The sequence below is a fragment of the Massilia sp. UYP11 genome (assembly GCF_050434805.1).
In the GTDB taxonomy this organism is placed as follows: Bacteria; Pseudomonadota; Gammaproteobacteria; order Burkholderiales; family Burkholderiaceae_D; genus Telluria.
The window spans coordinates 1-14,737 of sequence record NZ_JBNDJE010000009.1; the positions used below are offsets into that span (position 1 = coordinate 1).

Sequence of the window (14,737 nt, forward strand, 5' to 3'; positions counted from 1 at the left end):
AGCGCGCTCGATGACTTCGGGGGAATACTTCGGTTGCTTCTTCATAGCTCCATTTTCTCAAAGAATGGAGCCTCTACAAAACCCGGGGCGGTTCAGTTTGCGATTGACGTTGACCATCCGCTTGCATGGCAAGTGGTTCAGGAGTTGGCACATGTGCTGAACTATCTTTCGGTCAGTGAGCGGCTTCCAACCGTTTTCAAGCCGCTTTCTCCACCGCCCTACCTTAATGGACGGCCCAGAGATTATCTTTCCTGGGTAATCGAATGTGCAGATAGCACGTTCAGACCGGGAACCGTCACGAAATGGCTCGAAAGCAGGTTACCCCAGCCGGTAGATGGCCTGTCTCAGTGGAATAGCGACGGCGTGTAGCGATCTGGCTACGTCGACTCCGGGTCGACATCGGCTCGTCGCGTACCCGCGCGCCGTGAGCGCTATGGCAAAATTTATCGTTCGTCCGCAGTCAAAAATCACTCATCGGCGCGCCGCAGCCACAGGCTGCTGGCCCAGCCCTCGACCGCCTTGCCGTCGACCGTGGCGCGCACCTGCCACCAGTCGCCGTCGCGCAAGCCCGTCGCTTCCACCCGCGCGCCGGCCGGCACCACCAGCAGGCGTGCGGCGCCGATCCCTCCCGCCACGCGCAGGTTGAGCGCATCGTGCACGCGATAGCGGGCGCCGGCGACCGGTACCTCGACTCCCGCCGCCTCCTGCTCCTGTGCCGACTGCACCAGTTGCGGGCCTGGCGCGGGCGTCCCGAACATGGCCAGCAACAGCGTCCCGCCGGCCGCGGTGCCGGCGCCCAGCACGCCGAGTGCGCGCGCGTTCGGCCGCCACCACCAGGCGCGCGGCGTCAGCCACGCGCACAGGCACAGGGTCAGCACCAGGGCCGCGCCGAAGGCAAGCGCGAATGCAAGCCAATTCGCGGCCGCCTGCGTCAGGGTGACCATCGCCGTCCTCAGGCGTCGAAGCGCAGCACGTAGTGTCCCGCCGCCAGGTGATGGCCCGGCGGGATCAGATAGGGTTGCTCCGGGGTCGCGCTCTCGATCTGGGCAACCAGCGCCAGTTGCTCGTCCAGGTGGTACAGCGCCTGGGTGGGCGACAGGCGCGCCACGCGCAGGCCATCGTTCGAGGCTTCCCAGCTGAAGGCGTTGCGCGACAGGCCGAGGCGGTCGGCGCTGGCGGCCGGGGCGCCGTCGCCCTGGCGCACGCATTGCGGCGTGTCGAGCACGCGCAGCGCCCCCAGCGACGGCATGCCGCGCCCGAAGGTCAGGCGCGTGCCGGCTGCCGCCGGCTGCGACGGGCCCTGCGGCAGCACCAGCAGTGCGCTGTAGCGCTCGGCCAGTTGCTGCTGGACCGCCAGCAGGCGGATGCTGGCGTTGTCGAGCGGAGCGAACTGGGACGGCACGGCGATGCGCTGGCGGCCGGCCGGGGTGATCGCGTGCAACTCGTCGGCGTCGTCGACCGCGAAGCGGATGACGCTGTCCTTGCCCGGCGCGCTGGGCAGCAACCGAGCGTCCAGGCCGACCTCCAGCGCCTGGGCGCCGGTCTCGCGGTAGCGGCTCAGGCGCGGCAGGGCCAACGCGGCCAGCGTGATGCGATGGCGCGCCACCGGGGCATAGGTGGCGTCGGGCTCCGTCGTCGGCGCGGGCGTAGCCGCCGGGGCCGGCGCGGCCAGCGGCATCGCGGTCAGGTCGGCGGCCGGCGGCGTGACGGCGCGCGACTTCCACACCGCCGGGCTGCGCTGCGGCGAAGCGCTCGGCATGACCGGGTCGGCGACCGGCGCCGGCTGCGCACGGGCGGCGGCGCCCGCGCCGGCGCGGCTGATTTTCACAAGCAGGCGCTGGGCGCTGGCGCCCTTGCCGCGCAGGACATAGTAGCCGTTGGCGGCGTCGAAGCGGCAGTCGAAACTGTCCTTGGGACGCACCTGCAGTTCGAGCGGGGCGCCCGGGCCGTCGTTCACCAGCAGCAGTCCGCCGTCCGGACCAAACGGCCAGCCGGGCGCCGCGAAGGTGGCGCTGGCGGCGTCCAGGCCGACCAGGGTCAGGCGCTGGTTCGGGTAGATGGCGCATACCGGCTGCCAGATCGCGCTGTCGCGCGAGGCGGTCACGGTGTACTGGACCTGCTCGCCCGGCGCCGGCAGGTAGACGGCGTGGCCGAACTTGACCTGCACCTCGCCCGGATCGAGGTCGTCGCTGCCCAGCACGTGGTAGCGCACCTCCTCGCCGCCGAGCAGGTCGCCGAAATCCTTCTGGTGCAGGGCGGCCAGCGATTGGGCCAGGTCGCGCACGCGCGCGCCGCGGGTCAGGTGGCGGTCGTCGTCGACCTCGTCCTGCGGCAGCACCAGGGTCACGTGCGAGAAGCAGCGGGTGGCGGCGCGGCCGCGCTGCTCGCGCGGGGAGCGCTCGAGCAGGTCGCGCAGCAGCGGGCGGCGCGAGAACAGCGCAAGGCCAGGCGCCTGCCACAGGGCGTCGGCGTTGAACACATCCTGCACCTTGCCTAGGACTTCGTGTTGGACATAGACCGGCATGATTGACTCTCCTCGTTGAATTGGGTGCTCGCCATGCCGAACGCTAGCAGGGGGCAGATGAAAAACAGCAGGTGCGAGCCGCCCGCGGACAGGAAGCTCATGGGCTGGCCCATGATTGGGAACATGGCGAGGTTGGTGCCCCACGACAGCAGCAGGTGGCCGGCGATGAAGGCTGCGCCGCCGCACAGGGCGAAGCACTGGAAGCGGCCGACCCAGGCGCGCCGGAAGTCGTTGGACGCATTCGAACAACGCCAGGCGCCGGCGGCGGCGCGCAGCAGCGCCGCCAGGAACAGCGCCTGCAGGCTCCACAGCGCCAGGCCCGCCGCCAGGCCGTGGCGGTGCAGCAGGAAGGACGGGGCGAAGTCGTCCTGGATGGCGGGGATGGCCAGCGCCTCGCCGGCCGCGCCGCCCAGCGCCGCAAGGCCCAGCAGCCCGTCGGCGCCCAGCCAGCCGCCCTGGACGATGGCGCGGCTGCCCTGCAGCATCTGCTGGCCGGTGTGCGGGTGGATCGTCGGCTCGCTCCAGACCTGGAAGCGCTCGGGATAGAAGCCGAAGGCGCCGAGCAGCTCGCCGCCGGCGCGCATCGTCACGCCGCCGGCTGCCACCAGGCAGGCGGCCAGGAAGATCGAGGCCAGCGCGGCGCGCCGTCCATGGCTCGCGCCCCAGGCCAGCAGCATGGCGCCGCACCATACCAGCAGCAGCAGCAGCGGCGAATAATCGTCGACCCGCACCAGGGCCACCGCGAGCAGGAACATGAACAGCAGCACCGGCGCCGCCATGCGCAGCCAGAAGCGCCAGTCGCGCCTGGCCTGGGTCGCGCCGCCGGCGGCCAGCGCCAGGCAGTGCGCGCTCAGCGCGGCCAGGGCCAACTTGGCGAACTCGAAGGGCTGGATGTCGAACACGCCGGTCTCGTTGCCGAAGCACACCTGCAGCAACAGTCCGCCCAGCGCGAGCGCGGCGCATCCCAGCAGCACGCGTTCGGTGGTGGGGCGTGACACGGCGCCGTGGGCGAAGCGCGACAGCAACAGCAGGGCGCCCGGCAGCCCGAGGCCCAGCAGCGCGACCGTGTTCTGGAAGTGGCGCAGCCAGGCGGTGTCGCCGGCCCCCAGGCCCAATTCGAGCTGCACCAGCAACCCGGCGCCAAGCAGCAGCGCGGCGCTGGAGGCCAGCAGCCCGGTGCGGCGCGGGTACAGCAAGATCAGCCAGAGGGTGGCCCAGGCCAGCAGCAGGGACATGGCGGCGCCGGGGGCGCCGACGGTGCGCTGGGTGACCAGCAGCAGCATGGCGCTGGAGGCCAGCAGGGCGGCCGCGCACGGGCGCACGAGATCCCGATCCATCCTGCGCCGGCGCAGCGATGGCGCGATGCAGGCGAGCGCCGCCAGGAGGACGAGACCGGCGGCGACCCAGGCCAGCGGCGGCGGCGCGGGCAAGGCGAGATGGTCGCGCCGTTCCCAGCGCCAGCTCACCGCGGCCGGCAGTTGGCTGGAGGGAGCAGCCGACAACGCGACCTGGCGCGACGGCGACAGGCGCAGGGTGGCGCCGTCCGGCGCCAGTGTGAACAGGGTGCGGCCCACGGCGAAGGCATCCACGTCCGCCAGCGGCAGCTCGCGCTGGGCGGCATCGACCCAGCCGGCGCCGCTCGAGACCAGCACCGGCCGGGCGCCGCGCGCCGACAAGGCGATGCGGCCGTCGTCCTGGCGCAGCAGCAGGACCTCGCCCGGTTCGATCGCGGCGGCGGCGATGCGGTTGCCGCAGTAGAGCAGGCCGCCGAGGCTCAGGGGTCGCGCCAGGCTCGCGCCTTGCGGCAGCAGGCGGTTCCAGGCGGCCAGCGCGCGCGCCGGCAGGCCGCTGTCGGCACAGGCCGGCTGCGGCTGGCCATCGCGCAGCACGGTGGCGCCGTCGTAGTCCCAGGTCCGTTCGCCGTCGTGCAAGGTAGCGCGTCCCGCATCGGCGGCCAGCACCTGCAGTTGCAGCGCGCCGGCCCGGATGCGCTGGCCGGCCGCGAGCGGCAAGTCGCTGCTGCGCTCGCGCGCATCGCCGCGGCGCAGCAGCACGGGTTGCAGCGGTTCGGCGTTGCGCAGCAGCCAGGCGCCGTCGCGGTCGCGGCGCAACACCAGCTGGCGCGAAGCGGCGCGCGGCGCGCCCAGTTCGTGGCGCCCCAGCATGACCGATTCGCCCGCGGCGAGCGTCACCGCGATCTCGGACGGGGACCAGGCCGCCGGCGTCCTGAGCAGGGCCAGCAGTTGCACGGCGCACAGCAGCGCCAGAAGAATCCAGGCGAGACCGGCGCCGAGGGGCGGACGCGGTATGCCTCGCGGTATGCCACGCTGTGCGACATGCTTCATGCCGCGCTCTCGAGCGGTTCGGCATCCAGGGCGGAGACGGCGCGCGCCAGGCTGCGGCTGATGTCCAGCGCGTGGCGTGGACGGTCGGCGGGACGCTCGGCCACCAAAGCGCGCAGCAGCGCGAGGCCGGGTGCGGCGGCAGGGCCCAGGCGGGCGGCGAACAGCGCCGCTTCGTCCGCTTGCAGCACGGCCGGCCGCACCTGGCGTTCGCCCAGCAGGCTGGCCGCCGCATGGCGGCCATGCGCCTGCCAGGCCTGGCCGCAGGCGCTGCTGTAGCGCAGCAGGCGGCCGCAGACCAGGTAGTAGAGCAGGGCGCCGAGGGCGAAATAATCGGTGCGCGCTTCGGTGGCGTAGCCGTCGGCGTCGGGGAAGAACTGTTCCGGGGCTTGCCAGTTGGCGGTGCCGGCGTAGGTGTGGGCGCGCAAGTCGTCGAGGCGGCGGTTGGTGCCGAAATCGGCCAGCTTGACGGCGTCGCTGGCGCCGTCGAGCAGCAGGTTGCCGGGCTTGAGGTCGAGGTAGCGCCAGCCGCTGGCATGGACCTTGGCCAGCGCCTGGTTGACCTGGCCGATCCAGGCCAGGGCGCGGTCGGGGGCGACCGTGCGCCCCAGCGCCGCTGCGCGGCTCAGGTGGCCGGCCAGGTCGCCGTCGAGCAGCTCGAGCGCCATCGCCGGCATGCCGGCGTGCTCGCCGCTGTCGAGCAGGCGCACGATGTGGCGGGCGTCCCAGGGCGCCAGGGCGCGCAGGAAGGCGATCTCGGTGCTGGCGCTGGCCAGCCAGCGCGCGCGCAAGCCGACTGGTGCGCGTTCCATCTGTTCCAGGTTGACCAGCTTGAGGGCGACGCAACCGTTGGCGTGCAGGCTGTCGGCGCGCCAGACGACGCCATAGGCCGAGCCGGCCAGCGCCTCGCGCAAGCGGTACTGGCCGCCGGCCAGCGAAATGACGGTGCCTGCTTCGTACATGGTGTCCCCCGAGCCTGGCGCATGGCGCCGATGCGGGGAACTAGCGGAGGGGAGGGGAAAGGCGCCGTGGCCGTGTGGCGCCCAGTAAAAAGCCGCGCGGTGCGCGGCTCATCGGATCGGCGTGGATCAGCGGCCGTAGCCGTGGCCGTGGCCGTGGCCGCGGCGGTCGTCGCGGTCCCAGCGATCGTGCCGGTCACGACGGTCATGCCGGTCATGACGGTCCCAGCCGCGGCCACGATGCTCGACATAGACCGGGCGCGGCTGCACGTACACCGGGCGCGGTTGGACATAGACCGGTCGCGATTCCACGTACACCGGGCGCGGCTGCACATAGACCGGGCGCGGCTGCACATACACGGGTCGCTGCTGCACGTACACCGGTCGCGGCTGGTGGTAGCCGTTGTTGTAGCCATTGTGATGGCCATAATGACGGCGGTCGTCGCGGGTGTTGATGGAATTACCCACCGCCGCGCCGATCACGCCGCCGGCGACCGCGCCACCGGTGCCGCCGACCGTGTGGCCGACGACGGCGCCGAGCACCGCGCCAACGGCCGTGTTCGTACCACGATCACCGGCCATTGCCGCCGGCGATACCGCGACAGCGGCCAGCAGCACAGCACCAAGGGTTGTCGATTTCAACATGGTTTTTCCTCGTACCCTGGCGGAGATCGGGATGATAACTGCGACACCGGGCATGGAGGTACTATATTCCCGACGGCGGATCATGCCATTCGTTAATACAGTTTTTTACAACTGCATCTCAGCCAGTAACATTCCACCTTGCAAGCAGCGTCGGGCGCCCCATCTACGCACGACCACCGTTATCCGAACCTGCCATGCGCCCGAGCCGTAGCATCGTCATTGTCTTCTCCCTGCTGGTCTTGTTGCTGGTGTATATCGGCATGCGCCTGCTGCCCGACCTCGGGCTGGCGGCGGCCGGCACCGTCGCCGCCGTCATTCTGCTGGGCCTGCTCGGCACACTGGTCCCGGTCGGCCTGGTGTCGTCCTCGCTGCGGCGGCGGCGGCGGTGGTCGGACCTGGCCGCCTGGCTCGGCCTGCTGTCGATGGGCCTGTTCTCGTCGCTGCTGGTCGCGACCGTGCTGCGCGACATCGTCCTGCTGGTGCTGCTGCCCTTCGGCGCGCTGACGCCGGCGCTCGCCCATGGCAGCGCGCTGGCCGTGCCGTTGGTGGCGCTGGCCGTGACCATGGTCGGCTACGTCAACGCGCGGCGGGTGGCGCGGGTGGTGAAGGTCGACGTGCCGATCCGCGACTTGCCGGCCGATCTGCACGGCTACGCCATCGCCCAGATCTCGGACATCCACGTCGGCCCCACCATCAAGCGGCCTTACCTGAACGCCATCGTCAACCAGGTCAACAAGCTCGGCGCCGACGCCATTGCCGTGACCGGCGACCTGGTCGATGGCAGCGTGCAGCGCCTGGCCATGCATACCGAACCGCTGGCGCGGCTGAAGGCGAGCGACGGCGTGTTCTTCGTCACCGGCAACCACGAATACTATTCCGGCGCGCTGGAGTGGATTGCCGAGGTGCGGCGGCTGGGCCTGACGGTGCTCATGAACGAGCACGTGGTGCGCCGGCGCGGCAGCGCCGCGCTCATGATCGCCGGCGTGGCCGACTATACCGCCCACCACTTCCACCCCGAGCACAAGAGCGACCCGCAGCGCGCCCTGCGTGGCGCGCCGCCCGAGGTCGGCGTGAAAGTGCTGCTGGCCCACCAGCCGCGCAGCGCGCCGGCGGCGGCGGCGGCCGGCTTCGACCTGCAATTGTCGGGCCATACCCACGGCGGCCAGTTCTTTCCGTGGAACCTGTTTGTGCCGCTGCAGCAGCCTTTCGTTGCTGGACTGAACCGTGTGCGCGACATGTGGGTGTATACCAGCCGCGGCACCGGCTACTGGGGGCCGCCGAAGCGCTTCGGCGCGCCATCCGAGATCACCCTGGTGCGCCTGGTGCGGGCCTGAGCACGGCGCTGCGCCGCCATCTGCCGCATGTACGTACGGCAAAAAACAGGGGCAAAAAGTTGCCGAATGCGCTATCGTTTGAATCCTTTCGAACTAGCAAGGGTTTCCGCGCATGAAACGCAGCTTCCGTCTCCACCATCTTCCCGTCATGGGCGTCATCGCCGCCGCGCTGCTGGGCGTGCCGGCCCTGGCTGCCAGCCCCGGCAATGATCCGGCTGCCCTCGCCAAGATCCGCGACACGGCGATGAGCAGCGACTACGCCTGGCAACGCACCGAAGACATGACCGACTTGATCGGTCCGCGCCTGTCCGGCTCGCCCGGCGCGGCGGCGGCGGTCACCCAGGTGGCGGAAGCGATGCGCAAGCTCGGCGCCAGGGTGACCTTGCAACCAGTAAAGGTGCCGCATTGGGTGCGCGGCATCGAGACCGGCGAGCTGGTCGAGTACACGGGGCGCCCGCAAGGCGTGACCCAGCGCGTCGTACTGGCCGCGCTGGGCGGCTCGGGCGCGACTCCGGCCGAGGGCCTGGTGGCGCCGGTGCTCGTGCTCAAGAGCTTCGATGAACTCAAGACCCGCGCCGCGGAAGTGAAGGGCAAGATCGTGCTGTTCGACGTGGCGTTCGACCAGCACATGGCCGATCGCGGCCTGGCCGGGCATGCCTATGGACAGGGGTCGGCCTATCGCCGCAACGGTCCGCGCATGGCGGCCGAACTCGGCGCCGTCGGCGCGCTGGTGCGGTCGGTCGGCGGCGCGGCCTATCGCCTGCCGCATACCGGTTCGTCGGGCCTGCTTGAGAACGCACGCATCCCGGCCGCCGCCGTGACGGCGGAGGACGCGATGCTGATGGCGCGCCTGGCCAGGCGCGGCCCGCTGAGCATGAAGCTGGTGCTGACCCCGCAGAACCTGCCGGACGCCGACAGCTTCAACGTGATCGCCGACTTGCCGGGCACCGAGAAACCGGACGAGATCGTGATCGTCTCGGGCCACCTCGACTCCTGGGACCTGTCGCCGGGCGCGCACGACGACGCCGCGGCCGTCGCCAGCGCGATGGCCGTGTTCGAGGTGCTGCAAAAGCTCGACTACCGTCCGCGCCGCACCATCCGCTTCGTCGCCTGGATGAATGAAGAGAACGGCCAGCGCGGGGCGAGCACCTACCTCGCCGCCGAACAGGCGAACGCGGGCAAGCACTTCGGGGCGATCGAGAGCGACAACGGCGTCGGCCGCCCCTTCGGCCTGCGCGCCAGCGTGATGCCGCAGTCGGTCAAGCTGTTCGCGCCGCTGCAGGCGGCATTGCAGCCGATCGGCGCCAACGTGTTCCAGCGCCAGGACGTGCTCGCCACCGGCGACCTGGCCGGTCTGGAACGCGCGGGCGTGCCGAGCTTCGCCCCGATCGTGGACACCTCAAGCTATTTCGACTACCACCACACGCCGGCCGACACCCTGGACAAGGTAGATCCGGACATCCTGCGCCGCCATGTGGCGCTGATGACCGCGACTGCCTGGTACCTGGCCAATATGGAGCAGGACATCGGCCGCTCCAGCGTGCCGAAGCCCTGACCCAGGGTCGCCCGCGCCGCCGGCTCAAGCCGCCGTGCTGATGCGCCGTATGGCGCGCGCGTGGCCGCGGTAGGGCCGGCCATAGATGGTCTGGATGCCGCTCGCGAAATTCTGGCCCCAGACCAGCTGCGCGCGGGTGGCGTGCGGCTCGCTCGACCAGTACCAGTTGCGCTCGAACGATTCGCGCAGGTTCGCGAACAGCAGAGCCAGTTCGCGCCGCGTCGGCAGCGCCCCCCCATGAGCGATGGCCCAGTCCACCGCAGTGGGCCAGCTGACGTCGGAGGAATCGCCTGGCAGCAGGACCAGGTGGTAGTCGGGTTCGTCCTTGCCCAAGATCAGACCTGCGTATTCCTCGCCGTCTTGCAGCATGCCCCGGATTTGCATGTATTCGCCCATTGAAATCACCTCGCGTTAAGTAGCAGTGGGATAAGACTGCTGAGCGCGACTTTTGGTTTCGCGTTTGATTCGATCTAGATCATGGGGAGGTTTAATTTCTATGGGGACGAATCTCGTGAGGAGTGATTTCATCCGGAAAAAATTCTTTGAATAACTTGGACTACAGAAGTTAACTTCATTCACAGAGGCCGGCCGTTTCGACTCGACACCGTGCCCGGACGCATTGCCGTCCAGCACATGCCGCGCAAGCGCATACCGCACGACGCGCGGTTAGCTAGATCACTCGACTACGCCGCCTCGGGTACGTATCACGACGCCCATCGCTGGCGCGTATTTTATTTCCACAGTGAAATTTCGTTTAGGAATTTGATACTTCTAGAAAAAATTTCCTAGAAAAAGTTGAACTTAGGAAGTTTCCTGCGTTCAAAGGGTTACCTCGTTCACCTAAGGTAAGACCTCGACATGCAGACTTTTGCTACTTTCGCTCCGACCCGTACCAGCGTCGCCCGCGCCGCTACCGCCGTCGCCATGCTGGCCGCCGCCATGGCGGCCAATGCCGCGACCGTCCCGGCCACGCCAAACAATTTCTACGTCTCGCCGTCCGGCTCGGATACCGCTGCCGGCACCAAGGCCGCGCCGTTCAAGACCCTGGCGCGCGCCGCCAAGGCCGTGACGAAGGCCGGCACCACCGTGTTCGTGGCGCCCGGCACCTACGCCGGCGGCATCCGGACCACCGCCAGTGGCACGGCAAGCAGCCGCATTTATTGGGTGTCGACGACCAAGTGGGGCGCCAAGATCGTGCCGCCTGCCAGCTCGACCAACAAGACCGCCTGGGACAACCGTGGCAACTACGTCAGCATCATCGGTTTCGACGTCGACGGCAGCAAGATCGGCAGCGGCACCAAATGGGTGCTCGGCATCTATACCGGCGGTTCGTACAACGTCATCGAGGGCAACCGCGTGCATCACATGGCGACGACCATTCCGTGCAACAGCGCCGGCGGCTCGGCGATCGGTGTGGACAGCTACTACAAGGGCGTCAAGGGCGACGTGATCGGCAACGTCGTGCACGATATCGGCCCGGCCGGCTGCACCTACGTCCAGGGCATCTATCACAGCACCTCGGGCACGATCAAGAACAACGTGGTCTACCGCGTGGGCTCGGCGGCGATCCACCTGTGGCACGACGCCACGGACCTCCAGATCGTCAACAACACGGTGAGCTCGTCGGTGTTCGGGATCATCGTCGGCGGCGGCGACTTCTACTTCACCAAAGCGGGCGCCAACAACGTCCACGTGCACAACAACATCGTGTACGACAACAAGTACGGCATTTCCGAGCAGGGCACGACCGGCAAGGGCAATACGTACAAAAACAACCTGGTCACCAAGAACACGACCTATAACTTCCGGCTGCGCAATAGCCTGACCCATACGGGCACCATCAGCTCGGAACCGCTGTTCGCCGGCTACTCGCGCACCGCGGCGATGCCGAACTACAAGCTGACAGCGAGCTCGCCGGCAATCGGCCGTGGCCTCGCGACCTATGCGCCGAAGACCGACATCGACGGCAAGGCGCGTGGCACGGCCATCGACCTCGGCGCTTACCAGCGCTAAGCACTACCACGCAGTCCCCCCGCAGTACCGAGCCGGACCGAAGCCAGCCCTGGCCAGCTTCATCCGGCGTCACCCACGCCAGCGCCAGCTGGCGACCTCGTGGACGGGCGCATGCGCCCCGTCCGCTCCGACACATCAGGAGAAGCCCACGTCCCGCGTGGACTGCCGCGCCCTGCGCGTGGCCCCTCCATTGCCCGGTGTTTTTTCCGGACTAGAAGGAAACCTCAGATGAAAAGCAGCACCATGATCGCCTCGAACCTTCGTACCAACCTGACTGCCGTTGCCGCAGCCGTTCTGCTGGCCGCCACCGCATCGGCCCAGGCCGCCACGGCCCCGCAAAGCCCGACGCCAGCCGCCACCGCCGCTGCCTCGGCCCAGGATCAAGTGCGCCAGCTGTACCTGACCCTGCTCGGCCGTGAACCCGATGCGGAAGGTTGGCAGTTCTGGACCCAAGCGATGAACAGTGGCGTCAGCCTGGCGAACATCGAAGCGGAGATCAAGCGCAGCCCCGAATATACCGCGCGCAATCCAGCGCCTGTCGTCGGCGCGGGCATCCCGGCTACGCCAAACAATTTCTATGTCTCGCCGACCGGTTCGGACAGCGCCGCCGGCACCAAGGCCGCGCCGTTCAAGACCCTGGCGCGCGCCGCCCAGGCCGTGACGAAGGCCGGCACCACCGTGTTCGTGGCGCCCGGCACCTACGCCGGCGGCATCCGGACCACCGCCAGTGGCACGGCAAGCAGCCGCATTTATTGGGTGTCGACGACCAAGTGGGGCGCCAAGATCGTGCCGCCTGCCAACTCGACCAACAAGACCGCCTGGGACAACCGCGGCAACTACGTCAGCATCATCGGTTTCGACGTCGATGGCAGCAAGATCGGCAGCGGCACCAAATGGGTGCTCGGCATCTATACCGGCGGTTCGTACAACGTCATCCAGGGCAACCGCGTGCACCACATGGCGACAACCATTCCGTGCAACAGCGCCGGCGGCTCGGCGATCGGCGTGGACAGCTACTACAAGGGCGTCAAGGGCGACGTGATCGGCAACGTCGTGCACGATATCGGCCCGGCCGGCTGCACCTACGTCCAGGGCATCTATCACAGCACCTCGGGCACGATCAAGAACAACGTGGTCTACCGCGTGGGCTCGGCGGCGATCCACCTGTGGCACGACGCCACGGACCTCCAGATCGTCAACAACACGGTGAGCTCGTCGGTGTTCGGGATCATCGTCGGCGGCGGCGACTTCTACTTCACCAAAGCGGGCGCCAACAACGTCCACGTGCACAACAACATCGTGTACGACAACAAGTACGGCATTTCCGAGCAGGGCACGACCGGCAAGGGCAATACGTACAAAAACAACCTGGTCACCAAGAACACGACCTACAACTTCCAGCTGCGTAATGGCCTGACCCATACGGGCACCATCAGCTCGGAACCGCTGTTCGCCGGCTACTCGCGCACCGCGGCAACGCCGGACTACAAGCTGACGGCGAGCTCGCCGGCAATCGGTCGTGGCCTCGCGACCTATGCGCCGAAGACCGACATCGACGGCAAGGCGCGTGGCGGCAGCATCGACCTCGGCGCGTATCAGCGTTGAATCAGCGCTAAATTAGCGCTAAATCAGCGCTAAGCAGCCGTCGGCAGCGCCAGGTCAAGCGGCGCTACCGAGGAGCGCTGGCGGCGTGGCCGCCAGCTGAAAGGCCCGGACGTGCGAGCGTCCGGGCCTTTGTTCATTCGGCTTCGGTATCGATGGGTTGCACGACTTCGGGACCGCCGACCCCGGCCCGGTTGACCAGCGTGCTGACCGCGTGCCATTCGAATGCATCCGAGGGCAGGGCGGCGCGGCGCGCGAACGCCAGCGCTTCCTCGCTCGAGAGCGCTGGATCGAGCCAGGTGTCGGCGTCGCGCGCATCCAGCACCACCGGCCGCCGGTCGTGGATGTCGAGCATGCCGCCCGAGGCGTCGTCGGTCACCAGCACGAAACCGGCTTCGGCGCGGCTTTCGGTAAAACCGCCGAAATTGGCCAGGGCCAGCATGAACAGCGGCGCACCGTCCCGGCGGTGGATGTGCCACGGCTGCTTGTGGCCTTTTTCGCCAGTCCATTCATACCAGCCTTCGGCCGGCACCAGCGCCCGCCCCGACTTGAGCAGGCCGCGCCAGTAGCGGTTGGTGAGCTTGTCCATGCGCGCATTGATCGTCACCGGCACCTTGCCCTTGGCCCAACGCGCCTGGTAGCTCCAGTACACGTCGTCCACCCGCCGCTGGCCGTCCTGGATATGCAGCACAGGCCGGTAAGTGCCGGGAGGCACGTTGTAGGCCGGCGCGGATTCGCTGTCGTACACCGCGTCGAGCCAGCCGATCGCGCTGGCGTAGTTGCGAGCCGTCTGGCTCTGGTCAAATCGTCCACACATGACGCGATACTAGCGCAAGCCGCTGTCGGGCAGCACGCGGCAGGCGCGCCGTCATGCGAGACCCATGCACAACCCGTGCAGGATCCGTGCAAGATCTGTGCGAGCCCGGTGCAGGACGCGTGCGGCGTTTGGCCGCACCGTCCGGCAATGGTATGCTCCAGCCTCACATGATTGACAAGGAGCAGGTATGGCAGCAGGCTGGTGGACCGTATTGAAGACCGTCCCATGGAGCGAGGTGATCCACGCCGCGCCCCAGGTGGCGACCGGCGCGCGCCGCTTGTGGGACACGGTCAATCGCAGACCGGGGGAAGTGAACCCGGCGACCGGCTTGAGCCCTGAGATGGCGGCACAAGAAGACGACGTCATCGGCCACCTGATCGCGCGTGCCGAACAGAGCGACGCCGAGCTGAACGACCTGCGCAACCAGATGCGCTCGGCTTCGGAACTGATCGCCAACCTGGCCGATCAGAACGCCCAGTTGATCGCCAAGATGGACGTGCAGCGCCAGAAGATCACCTGGCTCGGCGTGACCGCCGGCCTGTCGGCGCTGCTGGCCGTGGTGGCCTTGATCCTGGTGGCGGTGCGAACCTAGATGAAGCTGGTACTGATCTGCGCGACCCTGTTCATCTTCTTCTCGCTGCTGCTGAACGGGGCGCGCCGGCGGGGCAAGCTGGGCGAGACCGCCAACCGCGCCGTGACGGGCCTGGCCAATTCGATGCGCATCTTCGTGTTCGGCCTGCTGCTCTTCGTGGCGATCGTCTGCGTGGCGATGGCCTGGCACTTGCTGCAAAGCCCTGCCTGACCGACCCGGCGTCGCCTTCGACCGCACGCGCCTGAGCGTGCCGCACGCGCTGAGCGAGGCGGCCGACCAGGCCTTGTACGCGGCAACGCGCGGCGAACGCCACTGCTTGGACGCCGTCGGCTGCATGTCCGCCTGCATGTCAGG

At 68.5% G+C, this 14,737-nt stretch carries 13 protein-coding genes and 1 pseudogene; 7 read left to right on the top strand and 7 right to left on the bottom strand.

Annotated features, from left to right (window positions below; all coding sequences use genetic code 11):
* A pseudogene (locus ABIB38_RS13940) lies at window positions 1-369 on the top strand (hypothetical protein); the annotation flags it as partial.
* A gap of 98 nt (window positions 370-467) precedes the next feature.
* On the opposite strand, the gene ABIB38_RS13945 reads toward ABIB38_RS13940, so the two are convergent.
* From ABIB38_RS13945 to ABIB38_RS13965, 5 genes are all read right to left on the bottom strand, one after another.
* Entirely contained in the window at window positions 468-944 is a 477-nt protein-coding gene (locus tag ABIB38_RS13945) for an SH3 domain-containing protein (RefSeq protein ID WP_429204700.1), read from the bottom strand.
* A gap of 8 nt (window positions 945-952) precedes the next feature.
* Window positions 953-2,524, bottom strand: a complete 1,572-nt coding sequence (locus ABIB38_RS13950) for a hypothetical protein (protein WP_429204701.1) — start codon at window positions 2,522-2,524, stop codon at window positions 953-955.
* Window positions 2,494-4,869, bottom strand: a complete 2,376-nt coding sequence (locus tag ABIB38_RS13955; RefSeq protein WP_429204703.1) for an FtsW/RodA/SpoVE family cell cycle protein — start codon at window positions 4,867-4,869, stop codon at window positions 2,494-2,496. Before ABIB38_RS13955 ends, ABIB38_RS13950 begins: the two co-directional genes overlap by 31 nt.
* Entirely contained in the window at window positions 4,866-5,828 is a 963-nt protein-coding gene (locus ABIB38_RS13960; protein ID WP_429204704.1) for a protein kinase domain-containing protein, read from the bottom strand. Before ABIB38_RS13960 ends, ABIB38_RS13955 begins: the two co-directional genes overlap by 4 nt.
* A gap of 126 nt (window positions 5,829-5,954) precedes the next feature.
* On the bottom strand, window positions 5,955-6,470 hold the full coding sequence (locus tag ABIB38_RS13965; protein WP_429204706.1) for a glycine zipper 2TM domain-containing protein: 516 nt from the start codon (window positions 6,468-6,470) through the stop codon (window positions 5,955-5,957).
* A 194-nt stretch (window positions 6,471-6,664) separates the two neighbouring features.
* Between ABIB38_RS13965 and ABIB38_RS13970 the strand changes: the two genes are divergently transcribed.
* Both ABIB38_RS13970 and ABIB38_RS13975 read left to right on the top strand, forming a co-directional pair.
* Window positions 6,665-7,804 carry a metallophosphoesterase gene (locus ABIB38_RS13970; protein ID WP_429204707.1) on the top strand — a complete coding sequence of 380 codons (1,140 nt, stop codon included), beginning with the start codon at window positions 6,665-6,667 and terminating at the stop codon, window positions 7,802-7,804.
* Between the two features lie 112 nt (window positions 7,805-7,916).
* On the top strand, window positions 7,917-9,359 hold the full coding sequence (locus ABIB38_RS13975) for a M20/M25/M40 family metallo-hydrolase (RefSeq protein WP_429204709.1): 1,443 nt from the start codon (window positions 7,917-7,919) through the stop codon (window positions 9,357-9,359).
* A 24-nt stretch (window positions 9,360-9,383) separates the two neighbouring features.
* On the opposite strand, the gene ABIB38_RS13980 is transcribed toward ABIB38_RS13975, so the two are convergent.
* A complete protein-coding gene (locus ABIB38_RS13980; RefSeq protein ID WP_429204711.1) occupies window positions 9,384-9,743 on the bottom strand; it encodes a DUF1566 domain-containing protein in 360 nt (119 codons plus the stop codon).
* A gap of 474 nt (window positions 9,744-10,217) precedes the next feature.
* Here ABIB38_RS13980 and ABIB38_RS13985 point away from each other — a divergent pair, with 474 nt between their 5' ends.
* Together ABIB38_RS13985 and ABIB38_RS13990 are read left to right on the top strand one after the other, a co-directional pair.
* Window positions 10,218-11,372, top strand: a complete 1,155-nt coding sequence (locus tag ABIB38_RS13985) for a choice-of-anchor Q domain-containing protein (RefSeq protein ID WP_429204713.1) — start codon at window positions 10,218-10,220, stop codon at window positions 11,370-11,372.
* A gap of 228 nt (window positions 11,373-11,600) precedes the next feature.
* On the top strand, window positions 11,601-12,977 hold the full coding sequence (locus ABIB38_RS13990) for a DUF4214 domain-containing protein (protein WP_429204714.1): 1,377 nt from the start codon (window positions 11,601-11,603) through the stop codon (window positions 12,975-12,977).
* A 133-nt stretch (window positions 12,978-13,110) separates the two neighbouring features.
* Here the strand turns inward: ABIB38_RS13990 and ABIB38_RS13995 are convergent, their stop codons facing one another.
* Entirely contained in the window at window positions 13,111-13,791 is a 681-nt protein-coding gene (locus ABIB38_RS13995) for an SOS response-associated peptidase (RefSeq protein ID WP_429204716.1), read from the bottom strand.
* Between the two features lie 187 nt (window positions 13,792-13,978).
* Here ABIB38_RS13995 and ABIB38_RS14000 point away from each other — a divergent pair, with 187 nt between their 5' ends.
* Together ABIB38_RS14000 and ABIB38_RS14005 are read left to right on the top strand one after the other, a co-directional pair.
* The gene (locus ABIB38_RS14000; RefSeq protein ID WP_429204717.1) at window positions 13,979-14,383 is read left to right on the top strand and encodes a hypothetical protein; all 405 of its coding nucleotides are present in this window, start codon (window positions 13,979-13,981) and stop codon (window positions 14,381-14,383) included.
* A complete protein-coding gene (locus ABIB38_RS14005) occupies window positions 14,384-14,593 on the top strand; it encodes a hypothetical protein (protein WP_429204719.1) in 210 nt (69 codons plus the stop codon). It abuts the gene before it with no gap.
* Window positions 14,594-14,737 lie beyond the last annotated feature (144 nt).

What these genes read in the sequence shown, in the direction of transcription:
- ABIB38_RS13945 (WP_429204700.1), bottom strand. Translation starts at nt 944, where the DNA reads ATGGTCACCCTGACGCAGGCGGCCGCGAATTGGCTTGCATTCGCGCTT.
- ABIB38_RS13950 (WP_429204701.1), bottom strand. Translation starts at nt 2,524, where the DNA reads ATGCCGGTCTATGTCCAACACGAAGTCCTAGGCAAGGTGCAGGATGTG.
- ABIB38_RS13955 (WP_429204703.1), bottom strand. Translation starts at nt 4,869, where the DNA reads ATGAAGCATGTCGCACAGCGTGGCATACCGCGAGGCATACCGCGTCCG.
- ABIB38_RS13960 (WP_429204704.1), bottom strand. Translation starts at nt 5,828, where the DNA reads ATGTACGAAGCAGGCACCGTCATTTCGCTGGCCGGCGGCCAGTACCGC.
- ABIB38_RS13965 (WP_429204706.1), bottom strand. Translation starts at nt 6,470, where the DNA reads ATGTTGAAATCGACAACCCTTGGTGCTGTGCTGCTGGCCGCTGTCGCG.
- ABIB38_RS13970 (WP_429204707.1), top strand. Translation starts at nt 6,665, where the DNA reads ATGCGCCCGAGCCGTAGCATCGTCATTGTCTTCTCCCTGCTGGTCTTG.
- ABIB38_RS13975 (WP_429204709.1), top strand. Translation starts at nt 7,917, where the DNA reads ATGAAACGCAGCTTCCGTCTCCACCATCTTCCCGTCATGGGCGTCATC.
- ABIB38_RS13980 (WP_429204711.1), bottom strand. Translation starts at nt 9,743, where the DNA reads ATGCAAATCCGGGGCATGCTGCAAGACGGCGAGGAATACGCAGGTCTG.
- ABIB38_RS13985 (WP_429204713.1), top strand. Translation starts at nt 10,218, where the DNA reads ATGCAGACTTTTGCTACTTTCGCTCCGACCCGTACCAGCGTCGCCCGC.
- ABIB38_RS13990 (WP_429204714.1), top strand. Translation starts at nt 11,601, where the DNA reads ATGAAAAGCAGCACCATGATCGCCTCGAACCTTCGTACCAACCTGACT.
- ABIB38_RS13995 (WP_429204716.1), bottom strand. Translation starts at nt 13,791, where the DNA reads ATGTGTGGACGATTTGACCAGAGCCAGACGGCTCGCAACTACGCCAGC.
- ABIB38_RS14000 (WP_429204717.1), top strand. Translation starts at nt 13,979, where the DNA reads ATGGCAGCAGGCTGGTGGACCGTATTGAAGACCGTCCCATGGAGCGAG.
- ABIB38_RS14005 (WP_429204719.1), top strand. Translation starts at nt 14,384, where the DNA reads ATGAAGCTGGTACTGATCTGCGCGACCCTGTTCATCTTCTTCTCGCTG.